A 17,738-nucleotide genomic window follows, 5' to 3' on the forward strand; every position below is an offset into this window, starting at 1 on the left:
ACAGGCCCGGGCCCCCAACAGGGGCCCGGGCTCTTTCCACCAATTCCCGCCCGGCCCCGGCCCGCTGGCCCTCCCTCCCGACCAGTCGGCCTGTTAAGGAATCTTGGAACAAGATTGCCCACGCAGCAAGTTTGTTTCATAAACCAGAAGTACCCGGATGGCAGACATGACGACACCCGCACTAGACATCCCTGCAACCGCATCGCGCCCCCGCCCCCCGTCCCTGACCCGGGACGTATGGCACAAAACCCGCCTGTGGTCCCACGCCATGACCCTCAGCCCCTATTACCGCTACGGGGAGGTCGGGAACCTGTCGTACACTTTCGGCAAGAGCATCCTTGAGGGCGCCATTCTATACACCATGTTTTCCATGGCACAAAACGAATTCAAGGTGGCTGCCGTTCTTGGCGTACTGACCAAATATTTCTATCCGGCCATCACCTTTGTCAGCAGTCTCAAGGTTTCCTCTTTCGTAGACTACATGGAAGGTTTTGCCAGCGAGAATCTTCAAGTCCAGCGACTGATCCGCGTACTGGCCCTGGTCGGCGGCGGACAAGCCCTGGGAGCAGTGCTGCTGCTGCTATGTTACCCGCCCCTGTTTACCAGCCTGGTCGGCGACTGGACTGGCAGCCGCTATCTGCTGATCGCATTCTACCTGCTGCACCATATCTGCGACGGTTCCGCCCAGGTGGCTGAAGGGCGGGTATGGTTCAAACTGATCGAAATCAAACTGCGTCACGGCCGGCTGCGCCGCATCTCGGACAATTTCTGGGGAATTCACGCCATGAGCCAGAACATCCAGATGCTTTCGGGGCTGGTTCTACTGTGGGTCACTACCCTGACCACCGGCCTGTTTCTTGAGCGCCTCGGTCACGGCGTCATGTGGAGCATCGTGATATTCGGAACGGTGCTTACGGCCCTGTCCAAGTTTAGCCTGCCGTTGGCCTGGAAACTATCGCTGAAAAACCGGGAACACGAGGACGAATGACGGAACAACCGATCCTGCAGATTGAAAATCTCGACTTTGCCATCGGCGACCAACGAATTCTCAAAGATATTAATTGTAGTTTTGCCGCCGGCGGCATCCATGGCCTGATCGGACCGAACGGTTCCGGTAAGAGCACCCTGCTGCGTAATGTCTGCCGCATCTGGGAACCGCAGAGCGGTCGGGTGCTTATTGATGGCCTGGATTATCGCCGTTTCCCCCGCAAAACCCTCAGTCAGATGGTGACTCTGGTTCAGCAGGATACGTACCTCGATTTTTCGATGTCCGTTTCCGATTTCGTCGCCATGGGTCGGCATCCGCACCTGAAACGGCTGCAATGGCTGCGTCAGCATGATCTGGACATCATCGCCGATGCACTCAGGGTCACAGGCACCGAAATTTTCCGTAACCGGCTTATCAACGAACTGTCCGGCGGCGAGGCGCAACTGGTGAGCTTAGCCCGTGCCTTGGCTACCGAGGCACCGATCATTCTCCTCGACGAGCCGACCAGCGCCCTGGACATTCTACACAAGCTTGAAATCATGGAACTGCTGGCCAGCCTGCGTAATGCGGGCAAAACCATCCTTATCAGCATCCACGATCTCGACCTGGCGCGACGCTATTGCGACACCGTAACCCTGCTGCAACAGGGCCGGATCTACTACCACGGCATGGCCGGAAAAGGTTTTGCCGAACACCGCATCAAGGAGGTTTTCCATGTCGGCGTGGAGGAAATCGCAACCGAACATGGCGTTTCGCTGTTGTTCTATCGTTAAACACATCCTCACTGGAGCTCTCGGATCCGTACTGCTGACGATGTTGCTCTGCAGTGCTTCTACGGCGGCAGAAAACGCACGCGGCGCCCATAAGTTTCCCCTGGAGATGGATACGCTGATGGGAGCACTGAGCGATGCCCGGAAACCGTCCCCCGTCCCGGCAGAGAGCTATCCCCGTACCGTCACCTACCGCTTTATGCGCTACGATTTCGTTGCAGATCAGGAACATGAGGAAGAGCGGTCGATTGCCCTTCCTCATCAGCCTCAGCGCATCATTCCCCACGCCACGGGCCTGACCGAAATTCTCTGGGCCATCGTGCCCCATGAACGTCTGCTTGCCGTGCACAAAAGCTGCAAGGATCGGCAGTTCTCCTTCCTGGCACCACTGCTACCCGCCGATCTTCCCACCTATGGAACCGACGACGCGGAAATCGTCATCGGCTACCGGCCTGATCTGGTTATGGCGTCGTTTTTCTCCAACGAAAATTTTCTGCATCAGTTGCACACCGCTCAGGTACCCGTGGGACAGTTCGGTTTTTTCGATGATCTGGATACCATCAAGGATCAGGTCCTGCTCGCAGGACGCCTAACCGGCGAGGAGGACTCGGCGCAGAGACTGGTCGCCGTCATGACCGAAAAGCTCCATGATATCCAGACCGTAGTGCGGCAACAACGTGGAGACGCGGGCAAACCGCCGACCGTGCTGTATTACGACAACATGGCTTATGTGGCCGGCTCAGGTACAACCTTCGACAGCATGTGTCAGGCTTTGGGAGTGACCAACATTGCAGCGGCCAGGGGAATTAAAAACTTCAAGCAGATCGACTACGAAACCCTGCTGCGATGGAACCCGGATGTCATCATCGTGCCGGATGAAAGCAGCTTTGACAAACAGCTCTACAATCAGGAAATCCTGGCCACGGCACAGGCCGTGCGGCAAAAAAACATCCGCAAGATGCCAACCGTTTACCTGCTTAGCTCTTCGCAATATCTAATCGCCAGCATCAACTATCTGGCGGGGCTGCTCTATGAATCGTCGTTCTGATCTCAAGCATTTTTTTATCACCAGAATCGGAGCCTGCGCGGCAACCTTGGCGCTGCTCCTCATCGGCATATTTCTGTCCGTCCGCGTCGGCCCCTGGATGATCAGCTTGCAGGATATCGGCCACATTCTGGCGGTAAAAACCCTGGGCATGGACATGGTCACCGATCCGGCTCTGGAGGCCATCGTCTGGCTGGGGCGGGTTCCCCGCACCCTGACCGGGGCGCTGGTCGGGTTTGCCTTGGGGGCTGCCGGTACTATCATGCAGGGCATCTTCAAAAACCCCATGGCCAGTCCGGGGGTTATCGGCACCAGTTCCGGGGCGGCGCTGGGGGCCGTGATGGCCATCTATGCCGGTTTCGCCGTCACCAGCATCTATGCGCTACCGGCCTTCGCCATCCTGTTCGCCTTCATGTCCATGCTGATCGTACTGGGCGTCGCCACCAGCGGCGGGCTGACCTCGCGCTATACATTGCTGCTGGCCGGTATCGCCTTCAATGCCATTTTCGGCGCTCTCACCTCCCTGGTGATCGTGCTGTCAACGGACCGGTTCGAAATGGCCCGCCAGATCGTCGGCTGGCTGATGGGGGATCTGACCAACCGCAGCTGGCAGCATGTGTATATTGTTCTGCTCATCACCCTGGTCGGCACCCTGTGGTCGATGCTGTATGCCCGCGACCTGAACATCATCATGCTCAGCGAAGAGATCGCCGCCAACCTTGGCGTCAACGTCACCTGGTCCCGCAACATACTGTTGTTTATCTCCGCCCTGCTAACCGGAGGTGCCATTGCGGTATCCGGCGCTATCGGCTTCGTTGGGCTGGTCGCACCGCACATCATGCGCAGCTTTGTCGGCTCGGACAACCGCCTGCTGATCCCGGCCGCCGGTGTGCTGGGGGCGGCGCTGGTCGTCTATTCGGACTGCGTGGTGCGTATTTGGGGCGGCGGCGGGTTGCGCATCGGCGTTTTGACCGCACTGCTCGGCGGTCCGTTTTTTCTCTACCTGATCATGCGTGACCGCCGCAAATTTGTATTCTTCTGAAACTGTTTCACCGGGTATCACCCGGTCGACGTTAATTATTGCTGGAGGCAGCACTGTCATGAACTCAAACGCCACCCACACTTCTCCAACGACACTGATATCTTCAGCGGAGACTTTCCGCTCCAGGATTCAACAAGTTGAGAAAGAAATCGGCAAAATCATCATCGGCCAGCAGGGCATGATCGAAGCGATTATCTGTACCCTGTTGTCCCGGGGACACATCCTGCTTGAAGGGGTGCCGGGGTTGGCGAAAAGCCTTACGGTCGGAACCTTTTCCCGCACCATCGGCGGTGAATTCAAGCGCATCCAGTTCACGCCGGACAAACTACCCAGCGATATTACCGGTACCACCATCTACAATCAGGCTACCGGTGCCTTTACCTTCCACCAGGGGCCGGTGTTCTGTAACATCCTGCTGGCTGATGAAATCAACCGTGCGGCACCCAAGGTACAGTCGGCGCTGCTCGAAGCGATGCAGGAAAAACGGGTCAGCATCGATCGCGATCAGTACCAATTGCCTGAGCTATTTATGGTACTGGCCACGATGAACCCGGTAGAACAACTCGGTACCTACCCCCTGTCAGAGGCGCAACTCGACCGGTTTATATCCAAGGTCACCCTGACTTATCCAACCATAAAATCCGAAGAACAATTGCTCAGGAAAAAGAGTACCAACTATGAAGCGCTGCAAAAAGCCGTGCCGTGCCTTTTACAGCCGGATGAAGTGGTGGCCATGCAGCAACATGTGGCTCGAAACGTCACCGTTTCACCGGCAGTGGTGTCTTACATTCTTGAGATCTGTCTACGCACCCGCCCCCAGTCGAGCGAAGCGCCAACCGCCATACGCAATTACGTATCCGTAGGGGTTTCGCCGCGGGCTGGTGAACATCTCATCGCTTATTGCAAAGGATTTGCTTTTTTACGCGGGCGTGACTACGTGGCCTTCGAGGATGTCGATGCCTGTGCCGCCCAGGTGCTCGGGCATCGTTTTATCCTTAACGACGGGGCGATTCTGGAAGGCATACATGCCGACGACCTGTTGCAGGACATAGTCTGTTCGGTAGACCCCTATTCCACAGACAGCCTCAAGGAGCGCCATTACCCATGAAGCCGCCTTATCGTTTCGATGTTCTACCCAAACACCCGCCCCGCAACGACATGGCAGGCGACTGGGCCGGGCTTGACAAAGGCACCGGATACGAATTCTGGGGGTTGCGTAAATATCTGCCAGGGGACAGTTGGAGCCGTATCGACTGGAAAGCGTGCGCACGCAGCGGTGAACTGCATGTGCGGGAATTTCTTAAGGACAGCGCCTACAACCTGATGCTCCTATGCGATATAAGCCGCTCCATGCACTTCGGCAATAAATTCGGCCTGGCCAAAGACCTGACTGTCTCTTTGGCCCACGCAGCTCTGCGATCCAACAATCCCTGCGGATTGCTACTGTTTGCCGACAAGGTTCTGACCTGGATCCCCCCGAGCGCCGCCCCGCGACAGTTTCATCACATCGTCAGCGCCTTGCAACAGGCACCGTCCACAAAAAACCGCAAGACGCAACTGGCACCGCCGCTGAAATTGGTCATGAAACGGCTATCTTCATGCTTCGGCGTTATCATTTCCGACTTTCACACGGACCTCAGCAGCCTGAAAAGTCTGATGGATGCCGCTGATCAGCGCTTTCCCGCCCACGAGATGGTCGCTCTGCATGTACTGGAAGACTCTGAATACCATTTGACTGGGGTCAAAGACGGCCTGCTGACACTCCAGGATATGGAATCGGGACAGCAGATGGCCCTGGATCTCTCTGGCCTGCAGGAGTTCAATACCCTGCTGCGCCTGAAACGGGAACGCACCGCACGAGCACTGGCCGGAGTCGGGGTCGATTCGGCAGTATTGCCGACTAGCGCCACAGATATTCAGGCTCGCGTCAATACCCTGCTCGCCAGGCGGCTGGCAGCCAGAGTCTGACTTGACACTGTTCACAGCAAGGAAAAACCATGAAATTCTATTCCCCTGATACCGTTAAACAGCACCTCGCTTACTTCATGCCAGCAAGCCTTTTAATCCAGGTGCTGATAATACTCCTGTTGTTTGTCGCACCGGCCCTGGCGACTGAAATATTGCTCGATCAGGCAGCGACGCCGCAACGGGTATCTGCAGAGGCATTACCGGCCCCCGACGCCGTTTCATCAGCCCCCCATTTATCCTCCCTGGAAACAGAACGCATCGCCTGCTTCGATCGCCTCTGGTCCAGCTACCAGGAGGATGTGTGGTTCTACGGTGAAAACGAACAGCGAATCGTTCCCGAATCGAGCCTTGAGTGGCTGGTGGTACGATTGCTGGGCACGCCCGGGCAAGTCGACGCGCTACCAACGGCTGTAACCGACAGTTTCCCCACCGGGACATTGGAAAGCCCATCTCCTTCCTTGGAGTCATTCAACGCCGGCTACGGCGAATACTTCAGTCACTTTCTCCGCGACCCGGAGTTGGGCGCCGCTATGACCGCCTACCGGTTGCGCAGGGATATGCCCAGGGAGGTTTTTCAGACCCTGATGGCCCGTTTACAACAGGATCCACAGGTTATGTACGCACATCCGGCCTGGAAGATCTCTGATCAATTGTATGCCCCCCTCGAAGGTATCGAGGTGACCTGGAAGACCTCTGCCAGTAACCAACAGCGCAATGCGCTTCTGCAAGCCGTCGGCGCGGTTGCAGCAGATACAGGATCAGTTGCCAACCGTCAAAGAGTGACCATCGTTCCCTGCCAGCAAAGTGTCTGGCAAGCAGCCAACCTGCTGGCCGAAGATATTCATGTGGCGCAAGCCCGGCCGCTTTTGATGCCTCTGGTGCCCCCGGTAAGCGTTGAGTTTTCCCTGGGCATGAACGGCGCCATGCCGGGTACTCCGCTCCCCTTTACCTTTAAAATACGATTCACCGACAAGGTGAAAATTGACTCGAGCACCATTGCCAACCTCAATCTCAAACCGAGGGGCATTTTCCACAATTTGTTCGACATCCGCTATGATGTCCCGTTGAGCGCTGTTGATGTAAACCGCAGTCCCATTTGCATCACCGGACAGATGAAAATCTATGCCACCGGTGATTACAACCTGCCGGAGATCCCTGTCTACTTCTCCGACAAGGGCGCACCAAAAACTAAAATCCAGGTGATTAAAACAGCAGCCGTACCGGTGCGTATTGCCTCCATCATCCCTGAAACTCAGCAAAATTTCGATTTACTGGTCGGCCAACCCGACCCTATCCCAATGATGAACACTTCCGCTGCGACGAGAGCCAAGCACCGTAATGTCCTGTTGATGTTGGCCGGCGTGTTTCTCATCGGCCTGGCTGGCGCAACATTGGCGTTACTCAAGCGCAGCCGCCGCCAACAAGCCGTGCAGCCGGAAAACCATGCCCTGGTTCACAAACAGGCAGCGGCGAGTGAAGCCATTTTGGTTGTGCAGCAACATCCGGGATTGAGAGAGATTGCCACCCTGGGCATCTCCTTGAAGAACTACCTGGCCGAATTGGTCGGACTCGACGAAAACCGCCGCGGCGGCAGCCACACGGCCTTCTTCCGCCGCATTGAAGAGATGTTGCCCAGCGCAAGCCGTGCATCCGCGGCCGAAGTGCTCTCGATCATCGACCATGTCCTGGCACGGGGAGACCAAACAGCCGTTCCTGCCACGTTGCCCGGGCAAGCCGCTCGGCTTATTGATGAATTGCGGGCCTCGGATGAAACAGCTCCGGATCTTTTCGAAAAACACTGAACCTTTTCTGCTGCCGGATTATGCTGATGCCTGGTTTTGAACTGCAATATCCCTTGGCCCTGCTGCTGTTGTTACTGGCACCGCTGTTCCTGGTGCTGCGGCGGCATACCAGGCGCAAGCTGCCCTTTCCGGCCATTTTCCCGGAAATGGCCAGTCTGCGGCCGAGTTTCTGGAAACGTAATTATAACGGCATCTTTTTCAGTCTGGTGTACGCCTGCATGGTCCTGAGCCTGGTCAACCCAGGCTATTCAAAAGAGACGGTGGAGGACTTCATCGAATCGAAATGGCTGTTCCTCGCCCTCGACATGTCCGGTTCCATGAAACGCCCGGCCAGCCGGTTTTCGGACCAATCATTAGGCGACCTGGCCCTCGACGGCATCACTTCCTTCATCGACATGCGCCGCGATAAGGATTACATCGGACTGGTGGCTTTTTCCAGCTATGCCAAACTGCTGGCGCCCTTGACCTTCGACAAGGAGCTTCTCAGGGCAAAACTGGATCTGGTCCGCAGCAAAAGCCACTCACGGATCGCTAGAGAGCTGGGGGCCGGCGGAGGCACTAACGCTTCTGAAGCGACATGGCTCTGCCTTTCGGCGTTTTTTTCCATGCTGCCGGAGGAGAACCGCCTGAGCGTGGAACAGATCGCCGGCATGCGAGAATTCCTCCTTGGAGAACCTGGCGCCTTGCTCGATATCCCGCAGAAAATACGTCATGCCACCCCCGGCAAGGGAATGGCCGTTATTCTCTTTACCGATGGCCGCATCGAACCGACCCAGCGTGCCCACGTGCAGCGTGGAGGGTTACCGAACCTGGTCAACATCATCACCTTGATGAAAGCAGTCGGCGTCCGATTTTACATCATTTCCGTCGGCGGGGAAATCGATGCGGCGGTGGAAAAAGCCATGCAACCGACGACGGATGAACCCACTGTTGGCCGCATATTTGTCACATCCAGAGGTCTGGACAGGGAACAGATCGAAGAGGTTTACCGGGAAATAGATATTCTGGAGACCAACCGCAACCTGACCCGCATCACTCTGCAGCCTCGCTGGACGCGTTGGCCACTGACCCTGCTGACATTCGGCCTGATGGCACTGCACCTTGTTTTACGTAGCCTGCAGGGGCTGCGGAAGCTGTAATCCGAGACATCATGAATCAAGCAGATTTGGTCGGAACCGTACGATTGTGTCCCGATACTTTTTGCATCAACTGCGAGGAATGAACCATGCTTACTTTTCCGACAATCCTTCAAAAATATAAAAACCTGATCCCTGTCGCTCTGACCTTTCTCGGCTTGATCGGCCTCGTGCTGCTGTTCGCCGGGGGTATCACCTACAAGCTCAGCGCGCAGCGGGAAGCGACGATTCAGGATCTGAACCGACGACTGACCAACCTTTCGCCGGAAAGCGACGGGAGGGCTGCTCTTGCCGAACTGGGGGAGATCATCGCCGCCGGCAAAGACCTTAACCTGAACCTGCCAAAAGCAACGTATGCCAGGGCATGGTATCAATGGCAGACCGCCGTCGATGACTTTAAGCAGATAACGGCAGCGCAGAACAACCGATACCTGGCCACCGGACAACGACAGGAGCTGAAGAACTTCCATACCCGCCTGCTGGCCCTGCGCGATAGCTGTGCCGTAACTCTTGAAGGAGGCAAACAACTGCCCGCGCCCCTCGGCTGGAAATTCCACAACCTCAAAGGCAATGTATCGGTCATGCTGGCCTACAGCGTGCTTGCCTTTGAACAAGACGGCCGTAAAGGCGCCAAATTCCTTTCCGACGCCGTGAACAATTTCCAAACATCCATCGATATCGTCGATAGTATCTGCAGCACACCCGTGGAACGGTCCTTGCCCCGCTGGAATATGGAACTTATCGTGGGGCTAGGTGAATTCAGGCGCATCGGCCTGAGTGAAGTAAAGCAGCAGAATGTGAACGAAATACAGGAACAGCTCGAGGCCTTCATCCCCGACGTGGCCGGTTTCGCTCCCGGGGTCCCCCTGGAAACCCGCGTGGAAAAATAGGCAGATTCATGGTTTTTTCGTCCTCGCATTTTTTCTGGCTGCTGTTGCTCCTGATCCCCGTTGCATGGCGGGTCCTGTCGACGGAACGTTTCCTTAATCACCTGCGTTTCCAGTTCCGGATGGATAGCAACAGCAAGTCTCCCTGGAGACTTTTGGGCCGTTGCCTACTACCGTTGCTCGCCCTGGCCTGCCTGGTGACGGCCCTTGCCAGCCCCAGCATGACAGTCCTACGTACTGGAAATGTCAGCGACAATATGGTTTTGGCCATCGGCATTGATGTCAGCAAATCGATGCTCGCCGAAGATGTGGTCTTGGAACAGCCAGTACAAGGGGAGCTCCGCCCCCTTTCCAACCGTCTGAACGCCGCACGACAATTGGTCCTGACCCTGTTAAGCCGGATAGATGGCGAAAAGGTCGGTCTGTTTTTCTTCTCCCGTAACGGCATCGAAGTCGTTTCTCCCACGCGCGACCTCGGCTTTGTGCGCTACATGGCAACCCATACCGATCTCAGCGACCTGACGGACTCGGGTAGCAATCTCCTGGCGGCCCTCGACACCGGCATCATGATGGTCGATAGTCAAAACGGAACACCAGCTCAGGCAATTATCCTTATCACTGATGGCGAGGATACGGAAAACAGTAGGTCTGCACTACGCAAAGGTATCGACGCCTTCTCCCAGCAGAACATCGCGGTTTTCACCGTCGGCACCGGGAAAACCAGCTCGGTTCATATCCCCATTCGCCGCAAAGGGATCGACGGTATCGACGGCTTCTACACTGACGAAGACGACCTGCCGCTGAAAACCCGTCTCAACGAACAATCATTACAGGAAATTGCCTTGGCAAACGGCGGCCAATACTTTCGACTCGACCGCACCTCACCCCTCAGGCAGGCGGAAGAACTGATGAAAAGCATCCTATCGATTGCCGCATCTCATCCGGAAACCCTACCCGCTCAGCGCCTCCCGTTAGATCTTGCCCCCCTGTTTCTTCTCGCTGCCCTGCTGTTTTACTGTCTGTACCTGCTTCTCTGAAATACAGCGGAGGGACGGTCGTGAACATGGATAGGTTTTTCATCGATCTGAGCAGAGTTCAAGTAGGCGTTGTAGAGCCTCTGAACAATAAACAATCGGGTGCTCCGCTCAGCAAAGATAACGAATATCTGAGCAGCTTGATCAGGGCAAGTTGGATCGGCAAAAGGAAGGGAATAATCTTTCTAAAACAATTTATCGGTTTGTTGCCGAACAGTGGAAAGATGACTATCTGGACAGCTTGGGAAAAGCGCTACAGGAGTAATCCTCCGTCCAAGACATGGAACTAAAAAATTTTAAGACACCAAAGTTATTCATAATGAATGCTTCTACTTTTTTTGTTGTGTTTTATGAGCGACAAATGGATCACCCTGAAATCACCCTTATAGGGGATATTTAAATACAGAAAACACCTTTATGGGTGATTGTCGTATCCATCTCTCATGTATATTATAGAACCATACACAACTAATAGTTAAAATCATAGTTATAGGCAAATGGGAATTGCTTCCGATTATATTTTAACTGTTTTGTTTGTGTATATATACAAAGGCAGTAAATACTTTGTATAACCTAGGTAAAGCTTTTGAAACACTTTCTTATCAAGAAAGCCCCCACACAAAAAAGCTTGTCTAGTCTTCACCTCCTTGTTATTCCAAGTGGGGGGTTTTCCTCCTCTCTCCCCCCACTTGGAAAATTTTCAAAGCAATATCATTTTAAAACCGAACACGATTTAAAGATAACGTCCGAATCATACAGCAAATAATTACCGCCATGGGCCTTCGGGCCGGGCCGACAGTCTGTGGCGAAGGTGGATGTCTGACAGGCGACCGCCTGACTTAAGCCCGGAACCGTTTATACGCGTTCCGGGCTTAAGTCGTTTAAAATTTCATCACAAGCAGTCAATAGTCGCTTCTTCCAATCTTTTTCCCGGGCAAAGAGGTCAAACATGGAACATATCATCAAAATTTGCATGGGCAGTTCCTGCTACAGCCGTGGCAATCAAGAGAATCTGGAGCGCATCGAACGTTTTCTTAGCAAGCATCAGCTAGAGGGTGATATTGATTTGCGGGGCAGTCGTTGCGAGGGCCTCTGTTCCGATGGGCCGATTGTCGAGATTAACGGACAAATTCATGGGGCCGTGACGGTAGACACCATCGATCAATTGCTTGAACAGCAATTGATCTTGCAGTAAGGGAGAGTTTTATGGAATACCGCCAGCCCCCTGTCTATACAGCAGAGAATGAGTGCCAGGATTGCTCCAAATGCGTTCGGTATTGCCCGGTCAAGGCGATCAAGGTCACGGACGGCCAAGCCCGAATAGTACCGGAGAAATGTGTGGCCTGCGGCACCTGTGTAAGGGTCTGCCCAGCCAAGGCCAAGCGGGTGCGAGACGACCTCAATAGCGTCAAGCAGCTGTTGCGGCAGCCGAAGAAGGTCTTTGCCTCCCTCGCTCCCTCTTATGTCAGCGAATTTCCCGAACTCTCCACGGCCAACATCATTGCCGCCCTGCGCCAACTCGGTTTTGCCGGAGTCAGTGAAACCGCCCTGGGCGCTCAGAAAGTCTCCGCCAAGGTTATCAAGGAGTTAAACGGAGGGAATAAGCAGTTACTGCTATCCTCAGCCTGTCCGGCGGCGGTTACTTACATACAAAAATATCTGCCGGAATTTGCCCATTCGATCTCGACGGTCTTTTCCCCCTTGCTGGCCCATTGCACCTTGCTTCGGCAGCATTACGGCTCCGATATCGCCGTAGTATTTATAGGCCCCTGCGGGGCGAAAAAAAACGAAAGGGATCGTCATCCGGAACTGCTTGACGCGGTTATCACCTTTACCGACCTGCAATCCTGGTTCGTCGAGGCCCGGATTGATCCGGCTGCCCTGATAGCGGAGGAAGCTGATCGTTTTGTGCCCGAAAGCGCCCAGGAGGGATCCCTGTATCCCATCGAAGGCGGCATGATCGATACCTTGCGCATCCAGGGGGGCGGGGACAGGATCCATTACAGCACCGTGGGTGGCTTACACGGCATCGAACATGTCCTTGGCGGATTACAACCGGAGAATGTGACTCTGCCGATATTCCTCGAATTGCTGGCCTGCCGAGGGGGTGCATCAACGGCCCTTGTGCCACCCCAGGACAATCGGGGCTGAAACAATGGCAGGAAGTGATATCCCGGGCTGACGTACCGACTGAGCCGGTATTCCGCCAGCCCTTGTTGAACATCGAAGAGAATATCTGCGATCTGCCCCTGCTCGGTCGGACTTATAACGAACAGGAGATCCGGCAGGCTCTGGGTCGGGTCGGCAAAGAAAACCAGGAAGACGAACTGAATTGCGGCGGCTGCGGTTATGATTCCTGCGTCGATTTCGCAAAGGCTATTCTGTCAGGACATGCCGAATCGTCCATGTGCCTCTCCTTTTTGCGGGAACAGGCTCAGAAGAAGGCCAATGCCCTGTTGCACTGCATCCCATCGGCTATTGTGTTAGCCGACCAAGACTTGAAAGTGCTTGATTGCAACCGAAATTTCGCCAAGCTGTTCGATCCGTCGCTACTGGAAGCCTACGACGTATGCCAGGGACTGACCGGAGCTTCTCTGCAGCGAATTTTGTCTTTTACCGATCTGTTCGAAGAGGTCTTGAGCAGCGACTGTGCTCTGCACCGCGAAGCCTTGCATGTGGGTGACAGGATTTTTGACCTGACTATTTTCCCCATTGAGCCAGGCCAGGTAGTCGGTGGCGTAATCTCCGATGTGACAGACTCTGAACTCCCTCGAGAAATGATTGCCCAGCGCGGTCAGGAAGTCATTCGAAAAAACCTCAAGACCGTTCAAGAAGTAGCCTGTCTGTTAGGTGAAAACATGGCGGAGACTGAAATTTTGCTGCGCTCTCTGGTGGAAGGATTTGCTCCAGCTGGCAAAGTTAGCCCTGTCTCGGGTCCTCAGTAGAAGGTGGACAACGAGCAAGGGGAAGGGAGGCGAATAAACATGAGTCAGAACCTGTTTGTGGAGATTGAATTCAGTCAGTGCAACAAACATGGCGAGGATATCTGCGGCGATTCGTTCCTGATGCAGAAGATCGAGGAACAAAAACGCCTGATCGCCGTGCTCTCCGACGGTTTGGGTCATGGCGTCAAGGCCGGCATTCTGTCGACCATGACCGCTTCCATGGCTGTGAAATTTATCGCCAGCGATTTGGAAATCGGCCGTTCGGCGGAAATTATGATGGATGCCTTGCCGGTTTGTCAGAAACGTCAGATCAGCTATGCGACTTTTTCCATTTTCGATTACCGGGAGAGTGGCAGCGCTCGAATCATTGAGATGGACAACCCGGGTTTCATGCACATTCGTCAGGGGAAGTTGTTGGATACGGCCTATCAGGAGGTCGCCTCTCCACGCCACCAGGCGCGCAAACTGAGGATATCCCATGTTGAACCAAGGCCCAGGGACCGCCTCGTATTCATGTCCGACGGCGTTACCCAGGCGGGTCTCGGATCGGATCAGCATAAACTTGGATGGCGCCTCTCCGGTTGCTCCGAATTTGTACTCGCGGCCCTGCATGATGATCCGGATCTTTCGGCCCGCGACCTTTCCCGAAGGATTCTCGAAACGGCACTGCAGAAAGAGATCGACAAGCAGGCCGGAGACGATATCACCGTAGGGGTGGTCTATTTTCGAGTGCCTCGTCGAACCATTCTGCTTACCGGCCCCCCTTTTTCAAAGGAGAGGGACGGAATTTATGCCCGTAATCTCGATTTGTTTGATGGCCGCAAGGTGGTCTGTGGTGGGACCTCCGCCGAAATCGTGGCCCGTGAATTGGGAAGGGAGATTCAAACGGATCTGCGCAGCCACCGTTGCGGTATTCCCCCCGTCTCGCACATGCCAGGGGTTGATCTGATAACCGAAGGGATTCTGACCCTGACCCGGGTAGCGCAATTTCTTGAGCAGGGAGATATCCCCAGGGAAAACCACGGTGCCGCCCAATTGGCCCAGATGCTGCGAGACAGCGACGCCATATCGTTTCTAGTCGGCACCAAGATCAATGAAGCACACCAGGATCCGAGTCACCCGGCGGAGTTGGAGATTCGGCGCAATATCGTTAAGCGGGTCGCAAAAGTGTTACAGGAAAAATATCTTAAAGAAATATCCTTGCAGTATATTTAGGAAACTTTGCAAGGAACCTGCTGGTTTGAACCTGCAATCGCACTCAATATTATTCATTATGGGGAAGATCGACCTTGCGCTACCGGCCACAAGTCGTCCTTGTTTCTGCCAGGAGAACACATCATGCTTAGTCCACAGCAAACTTCTTTCACCAAGATTCTTTCCCTTACAAGCGACGAGCCTTTAAAGCGGCGCTTCATGGTACTGGACGAACCGATTCAGGCCAATATGCGTTTTGGCCTGCTGCTGGAGGTTCTCGACAAAGTCGCGGAAGAAGCCGCCCTAAACTACGTCAACCAATTTTTCCCCGAGGCCCGGGTGGTCACGGCGGCCATCGACAATATCGTTATCCGTCATGTCACCGATATGTCACGGGACGTGCACTTCAAAGCACGCATCAACCATGTCGGCCGCTCTTCGCTGGAAATCGGCATTCGTGTCGAGCAACCCGGCAACCCGGTGCGTCATATCGCCTCCTGTTATTTCACCATGGTCGCTCGTTCTGGCATGGGTGAAGGCGCTGTCAGCGTCGCCCTACCCGGTCTCAAATATGGTGAAGAGATCGAACAACAGCGGGCCGACAAAGCCCTGCAACGGCGCAAAGAATACAAGCAGCAGCAGGCGCAACTGAACGAGCCACCCAGCCGTGAAGAATTCCAGATGCTGACCGATCTGCACACGGCCCAGGACCAAACCGGTTTCAACGGCCTGCTAGCCGGCAAACTCACCGCCGACGCCTGGGAACGGATGTACCCTGAACAGGAGAACGTACCGAAAAAGATTTTCGGCGGCTACCTGATCCGCCGCGCCTACGAACTGTCGTCCATCTGCTCCGAGCAGATAGCCCCCAACCGTCCTATTGCCGCGGCGGTCAACCGCATCAACTTTTTTCACCCGGTGCGCATGGGCGACACCCTGCACTACACCACCCGGGTGGTCTATACCAACGGCAGCTTCATCTGCGTCGAAGCCAACATCGAGCGCATCAGTCGAGACAAGACCACCAAGGCCCTGTCCAACTCCTGCCTGTTCACCTTTGTCAATGTCGATGACGACCTGCAACAACAGCCGGTGCCAAAGATCTACCCCACTAATTACGGCGAGGACGCCCGTTACCTTATGGCCCACCGCAGCAGCCAGAGCCTCATCGCAGAAGGACAAACGATCTGAGCTTAGGGATGGCAGTAAAACTGTGGGACAGATTTATATATTTGCCAAGGGCGTAAAACAAACCTGTCCGGGTATTTGCCTATAAATTCTGAAAAACTTTTCGGTTCTGCCTGCATTATGAGAACAGTTCGTAAATAGCCCCCGGCAACGCCAGCTTCTTGCAACAGGCCTGGTTTGCCGGCGACGTTTGGCAAACTAAAAAAGCCCCCCGCCGAAGCGGGGGGCTCACTCACCGGAGGAGCTTAGGTATGGCGTACTTAAGATTCCAGGTAAGTAAAAAAATCAGCCTTGTTGAACACGGCGGGCAGCGCGTTTGATGTTGAGCAGGTTGCGGAAGCTGACGTTATCGGTGGTGATGTTGTTGCCCCGGGAACCACAGCCGAGAGTCAAGGACGGAATCAGATTATTACACAACGAGCCAACAGCACCGTGGCTGGACGGCGAGTTGAAAGCAACACGGTTGGCATCGACCCTTTGGGCGAATTCAACGCAGGTGTTCTCGTTAGCCGAGTGAACAGCCGCAGTGTGACCGGCACCGCCTTTTCTCAGCAATTCAGCACAGAGTTCGATGGCGGCCTCCTGACCTTCAGCAACAAAGTAGCCCAGACTCGGGGAGAGTTTTTCGCGGCTCATGGGCTCCACATCCTGGGTACCCTGGAGGGGACCGACCAACAAGGCGTTGGTCCCTTCCGGCACTGAGAAACCGGCCATCTCGGCGATCTTGGCTGCGGACTGTCCAACCACCTTGCCGGAAACCACCTTGCAGTCACCGAAGTAGAGTTCCTCAAGCTGCTTCTTCTCGTCGGCAGACACCAGGTAGGCGCCGAGGTCCTTCAACATGGCAACGGCTTTTTCCGCCACGGCTGCATCGTCGAAGATCAGGTTCTGCTCCGAAGCGCAGATCACGCCGTTGTCGAAGCATTTGGACAACAGAACATCGGCCATCGCCTGGGCGATATCTGCATCGCTGGCCACATAAACCGGGCAGCCACCGGCACCCACGCCGAAAGCGGGGTTGCCCGAGCTGTAGGCGGCTTTAACCATGGCGCCGCCGCCGGTCGCCAGAATGACATCCACACCGGGGTTGGTCATCAGGGCGCTGGTAGCTTCCATGGAAGGCTCAGCGATCCACTGTATGCAATCTGCAGGAGCACCGGCAGCAATCGCTGCGTCGAGGCAAAGTTGAGCGGTGGCCTCGCAGCACTTCTGGGCGCGGGGGTGGAAACCGAGCACGATCACGTTACGCCCCTTGAGAGCGGACAGGATCTTGAAGCAGACGGTAGAGGTGGGATTGGTGGTCGGGGTGATACCGGCTACTACGCCAACGGGTTCGGCGATCTCGATGATGTCGTTTTCTTCCTTGACGATACCGACGCTCTTGACGCCTTTCATGTCATTCCAAATCACCGTGGAACCGACACTGTTCTTGATGGTTTTATCCGCCACATTGCCGATGCCGGTTTCTTCCACAGCCAACTTGGCCAGTTCTTCTTTTTTTGCTTCTACGGCATTGGCTACCGCTTCGCAGATGGCGTCGGTCTGCTCCTGGTTGAGCTTTTTTGACTCAGCCAGGGCCACCTGAGCTTTTTGGACCAACTGATTGATTGTCTCTTCCACCATGTTTTTCTCCTCGTCTACTTGGTTTGAATTGCCCAGCTCAGAAGGCTCGGCAAGATATAGTAATAGGGTCCAGTCGTTGAAACCGTCAATTCGGTGTGTCATTCAGACCCTTTTGT

At 54.9% G+C, this 17,738-nt stretch carries 16 protein-coding genes; 15 read left to right on the forward strand and 1 reads right to left on the reverse strand.

The features are described 5' to 3' along the window. The first annotated feature begins 166 nt into the window (after positions 1-166). The 15 genes from A7E78_RS06315 to A7E78_RS06385 all read left to right on the forward strand — a co-directional run bounded on the left by A7E78_RS06315 (position 167) and on the right by A7E78_RS06385 (position 16,002). A complete protein-coding gene (locus A7E78_RS06315; protein ID WP_072285065.1) occupies positions 167-988 on the forward strand; it encodes a hypothetical protein in 822 nt (273 codons plus the stop codon). Beyond that, positions 985-1,761 carry an ABC transporter ATP-binding protein gene (locus A7E78_RS06320; RefSeq protein WP_072283441.1) on the forward strand — a complete coding sequence of 259 codons (777 nt, stop codon included), beginning with the start codon at positions 985-987 and terminating at the stop codon, positions 1,759-1,761. Before A7E78_RS06315 ends, A7E78_RS06320 begins: the two co-directional genes overlap by 4 nt. Further along, positions 1,703-2,806, forward strand: a complete 1,104-nt coding sequence (locus A7E78_RS06325; protein WP_083552785.1) for an ABC transporter substrate-binding protein — start codon at positions 1,703-1,705, stop codon at positions 2,804-2,806. Before A7E78_RS06320 ends, A7E78_RS06325 begins: the two co-directional genes overlap by 59 nt. Next, complete coding sequence (locus tag A7E78_RS06330) at positions 2,790-3,845, forward strand: FecCD family ABC transporter permease (protein WP_072283443.1); 1,056 nt, start codon at positions 2,790-2,792, stop codon at positions 3,843-3,845. The genes A7E78_RS06325 and A7E78_RS06330 overlap by 17 nt, the downstream gene beginning before the upstream one ends. A 58-nt stretch (positions 3,846-3,903) precedes the next feature. Beyond that, positions 3,904-4,953: an AAA family ATPase gene (locus A7E78_RS06335; protein ID WP_083552789.1), complete on the forward strand. Its 1,050-nt coding sequence runs from the start codon at positions 3,904-3,906 to the stop codon at positions 4,951-4,953. Beyond that, complete coding sequence (locus tag A7E78_RS06340) at positions 4,950-5,813, forward strand: DUF58 domain-containing protein (RefSeq protein ID WP_072283444.1); 864 nt, start codon at positions 4,950-4,952, stop codon at positions 5,811-5,813. The genes A7E78_RS06335 and A7E78_RS06340 overlap by 4 nt, the downstream gene beginning before the upstream one ends. Positions 5,814-5,842: 29 nt before the next feature. Then, complete coding sequence (locus A7E78_RS06345; protein WP_072283445.1) at positions 5,843-7,615, forward strand: hypothetical protein; 1,773 nt, start codon at positions 5,843-5,845, stop codon at positions 7,613-7,615. Between the two features lie 26 nt (positions 7,616-7,641). Further along, the gene (locus tag A7E78_RS06350; protein WP_072283446.1) at positions 7,642-8,754 is read left to right on the forward strand and encodes a vWA domain-containing protein; all 1,113 of its coding nucleotides are present in this window, start codon (positions 7,642-7,644) and stop codon (positions 8,752-8,754) included. An 86-nt stretch (positions 8,755-8,840) separates the two neighbouring features. Continuing rightward, positions 8,841-9,641 carry a hypothetical protein gene (locus tag A7E78_RS06355; RefSeq protein WP_072283447.1) on the forward strand — a complete coding sequence of 267 codons (801 nt, stop codon included), beginning with the start codon at positions 8,841-8,843 and terminating at the stop codon, positions 9,639-9,641. Positions 9,642-9,649: 8 nt separating this feature from the next. Beyond that, positions 9,650-10,675: a vWA domain-containing protein gene (locus A7E78_RS06360; protein WP_072283448.1), complete on the forward strand. Its 1,026-nt coding sequence runs from the start codon at positions 9,650-9,652 to the stop codon at positions 10,673-10,675. Positions 10,676-11,558: 883 nt separating this feature from the next. Beyond that, positions 11,559-11,867: a (2Fe-2S) ferredoxin domain-containing protein gene (locus A7E78_RS06370; RefSeq protein WP_256359863.1), complete on the forward strand. Its 309-nt coding sequence runs from the start codon at positions 11,559-11,561 to the stop codon at positions 11,865-11,867. Between the two features lie 11 nt (positions 11,868-11,878). Continuing rightward, positions 11,879-12,823, forward strand: coding sequence for a [Fe-Fe] hydrogenase large subunit C-terminal domain-containing protein (locus tag A7E78_RS15165; protein WP_201258045.1), 945 nt, complete (start codon positions 11,879-11,881; stop codon positions 12,821-12,823). Between the two features lie 14 nt (positions 12,824-12,837). Further along, entirely contained in the window at positions 12,838-13,617 is a 780-nt protein-coding gene (locus A7E78_RS15170) for a (Fe-S)-binding protein (RefSeq protein WP_201258046.1), read from the forward strand. A gap of 39 nt (positions 13,618-13,656) precedes the next feature. After that, positions 13,657-14,832 (forward strand): SpoIIE family protein phosphatase, encoded by a 1,176-nt coding sequence (locus A7E78_RS06380; RefSeq protein ID WP_072283451.1) that lies wholly within the window; start codon positions 13,657-13,659, stop codon positions 14,830-14,832. Between the two features lie 123 nt (positions 14,833-14,955). Continuing rightward, positions 14,956-16,002 carry an acyl-CoA thioesterase gene (locus A7E78_RS06385; RefSeq protein ID WP_072283452.1) on the forward strand — a complete coding sequence of 349 codons (1,047 nt, stop codon included), beginning with the start codon at positions 14,956-14,958 and terminating at the stop codon, positions 16,000-16,002. 282 nt (positions 16,003-16,284) lie between these two features. Here A7E78_RS06385 and A7E78_RS06390 read toward each other — a convergent pair whose 3' ends face one another. After that, positions 16,285-17,724 (reverse strand): aldehyde dehydrogenase family protein, encoded by a 1,440-nt coding sequence (locus A7E78_RS06390; RefSeq protein WP_235606811.1) that lies wholly within the window; start codon positions 17,722-17,724, stop codon positions 16,285-16,287. Between the last annotated feature and the right edge of the window lie 14 nt (positions 17,725-17,738).

It is taken from the genome of Syntrophotalea acetylenivorans (assembly GCF_001887775.1).
Taxonomy (GTDB): domain Bacteria; phylum Desulfobacterota; class Desulfuromonadia; order Desulfuromonadales; family Syntrophotaleaceae; genus Syntrophotalea_A; species Syntrophotalea_A acetylenivorans.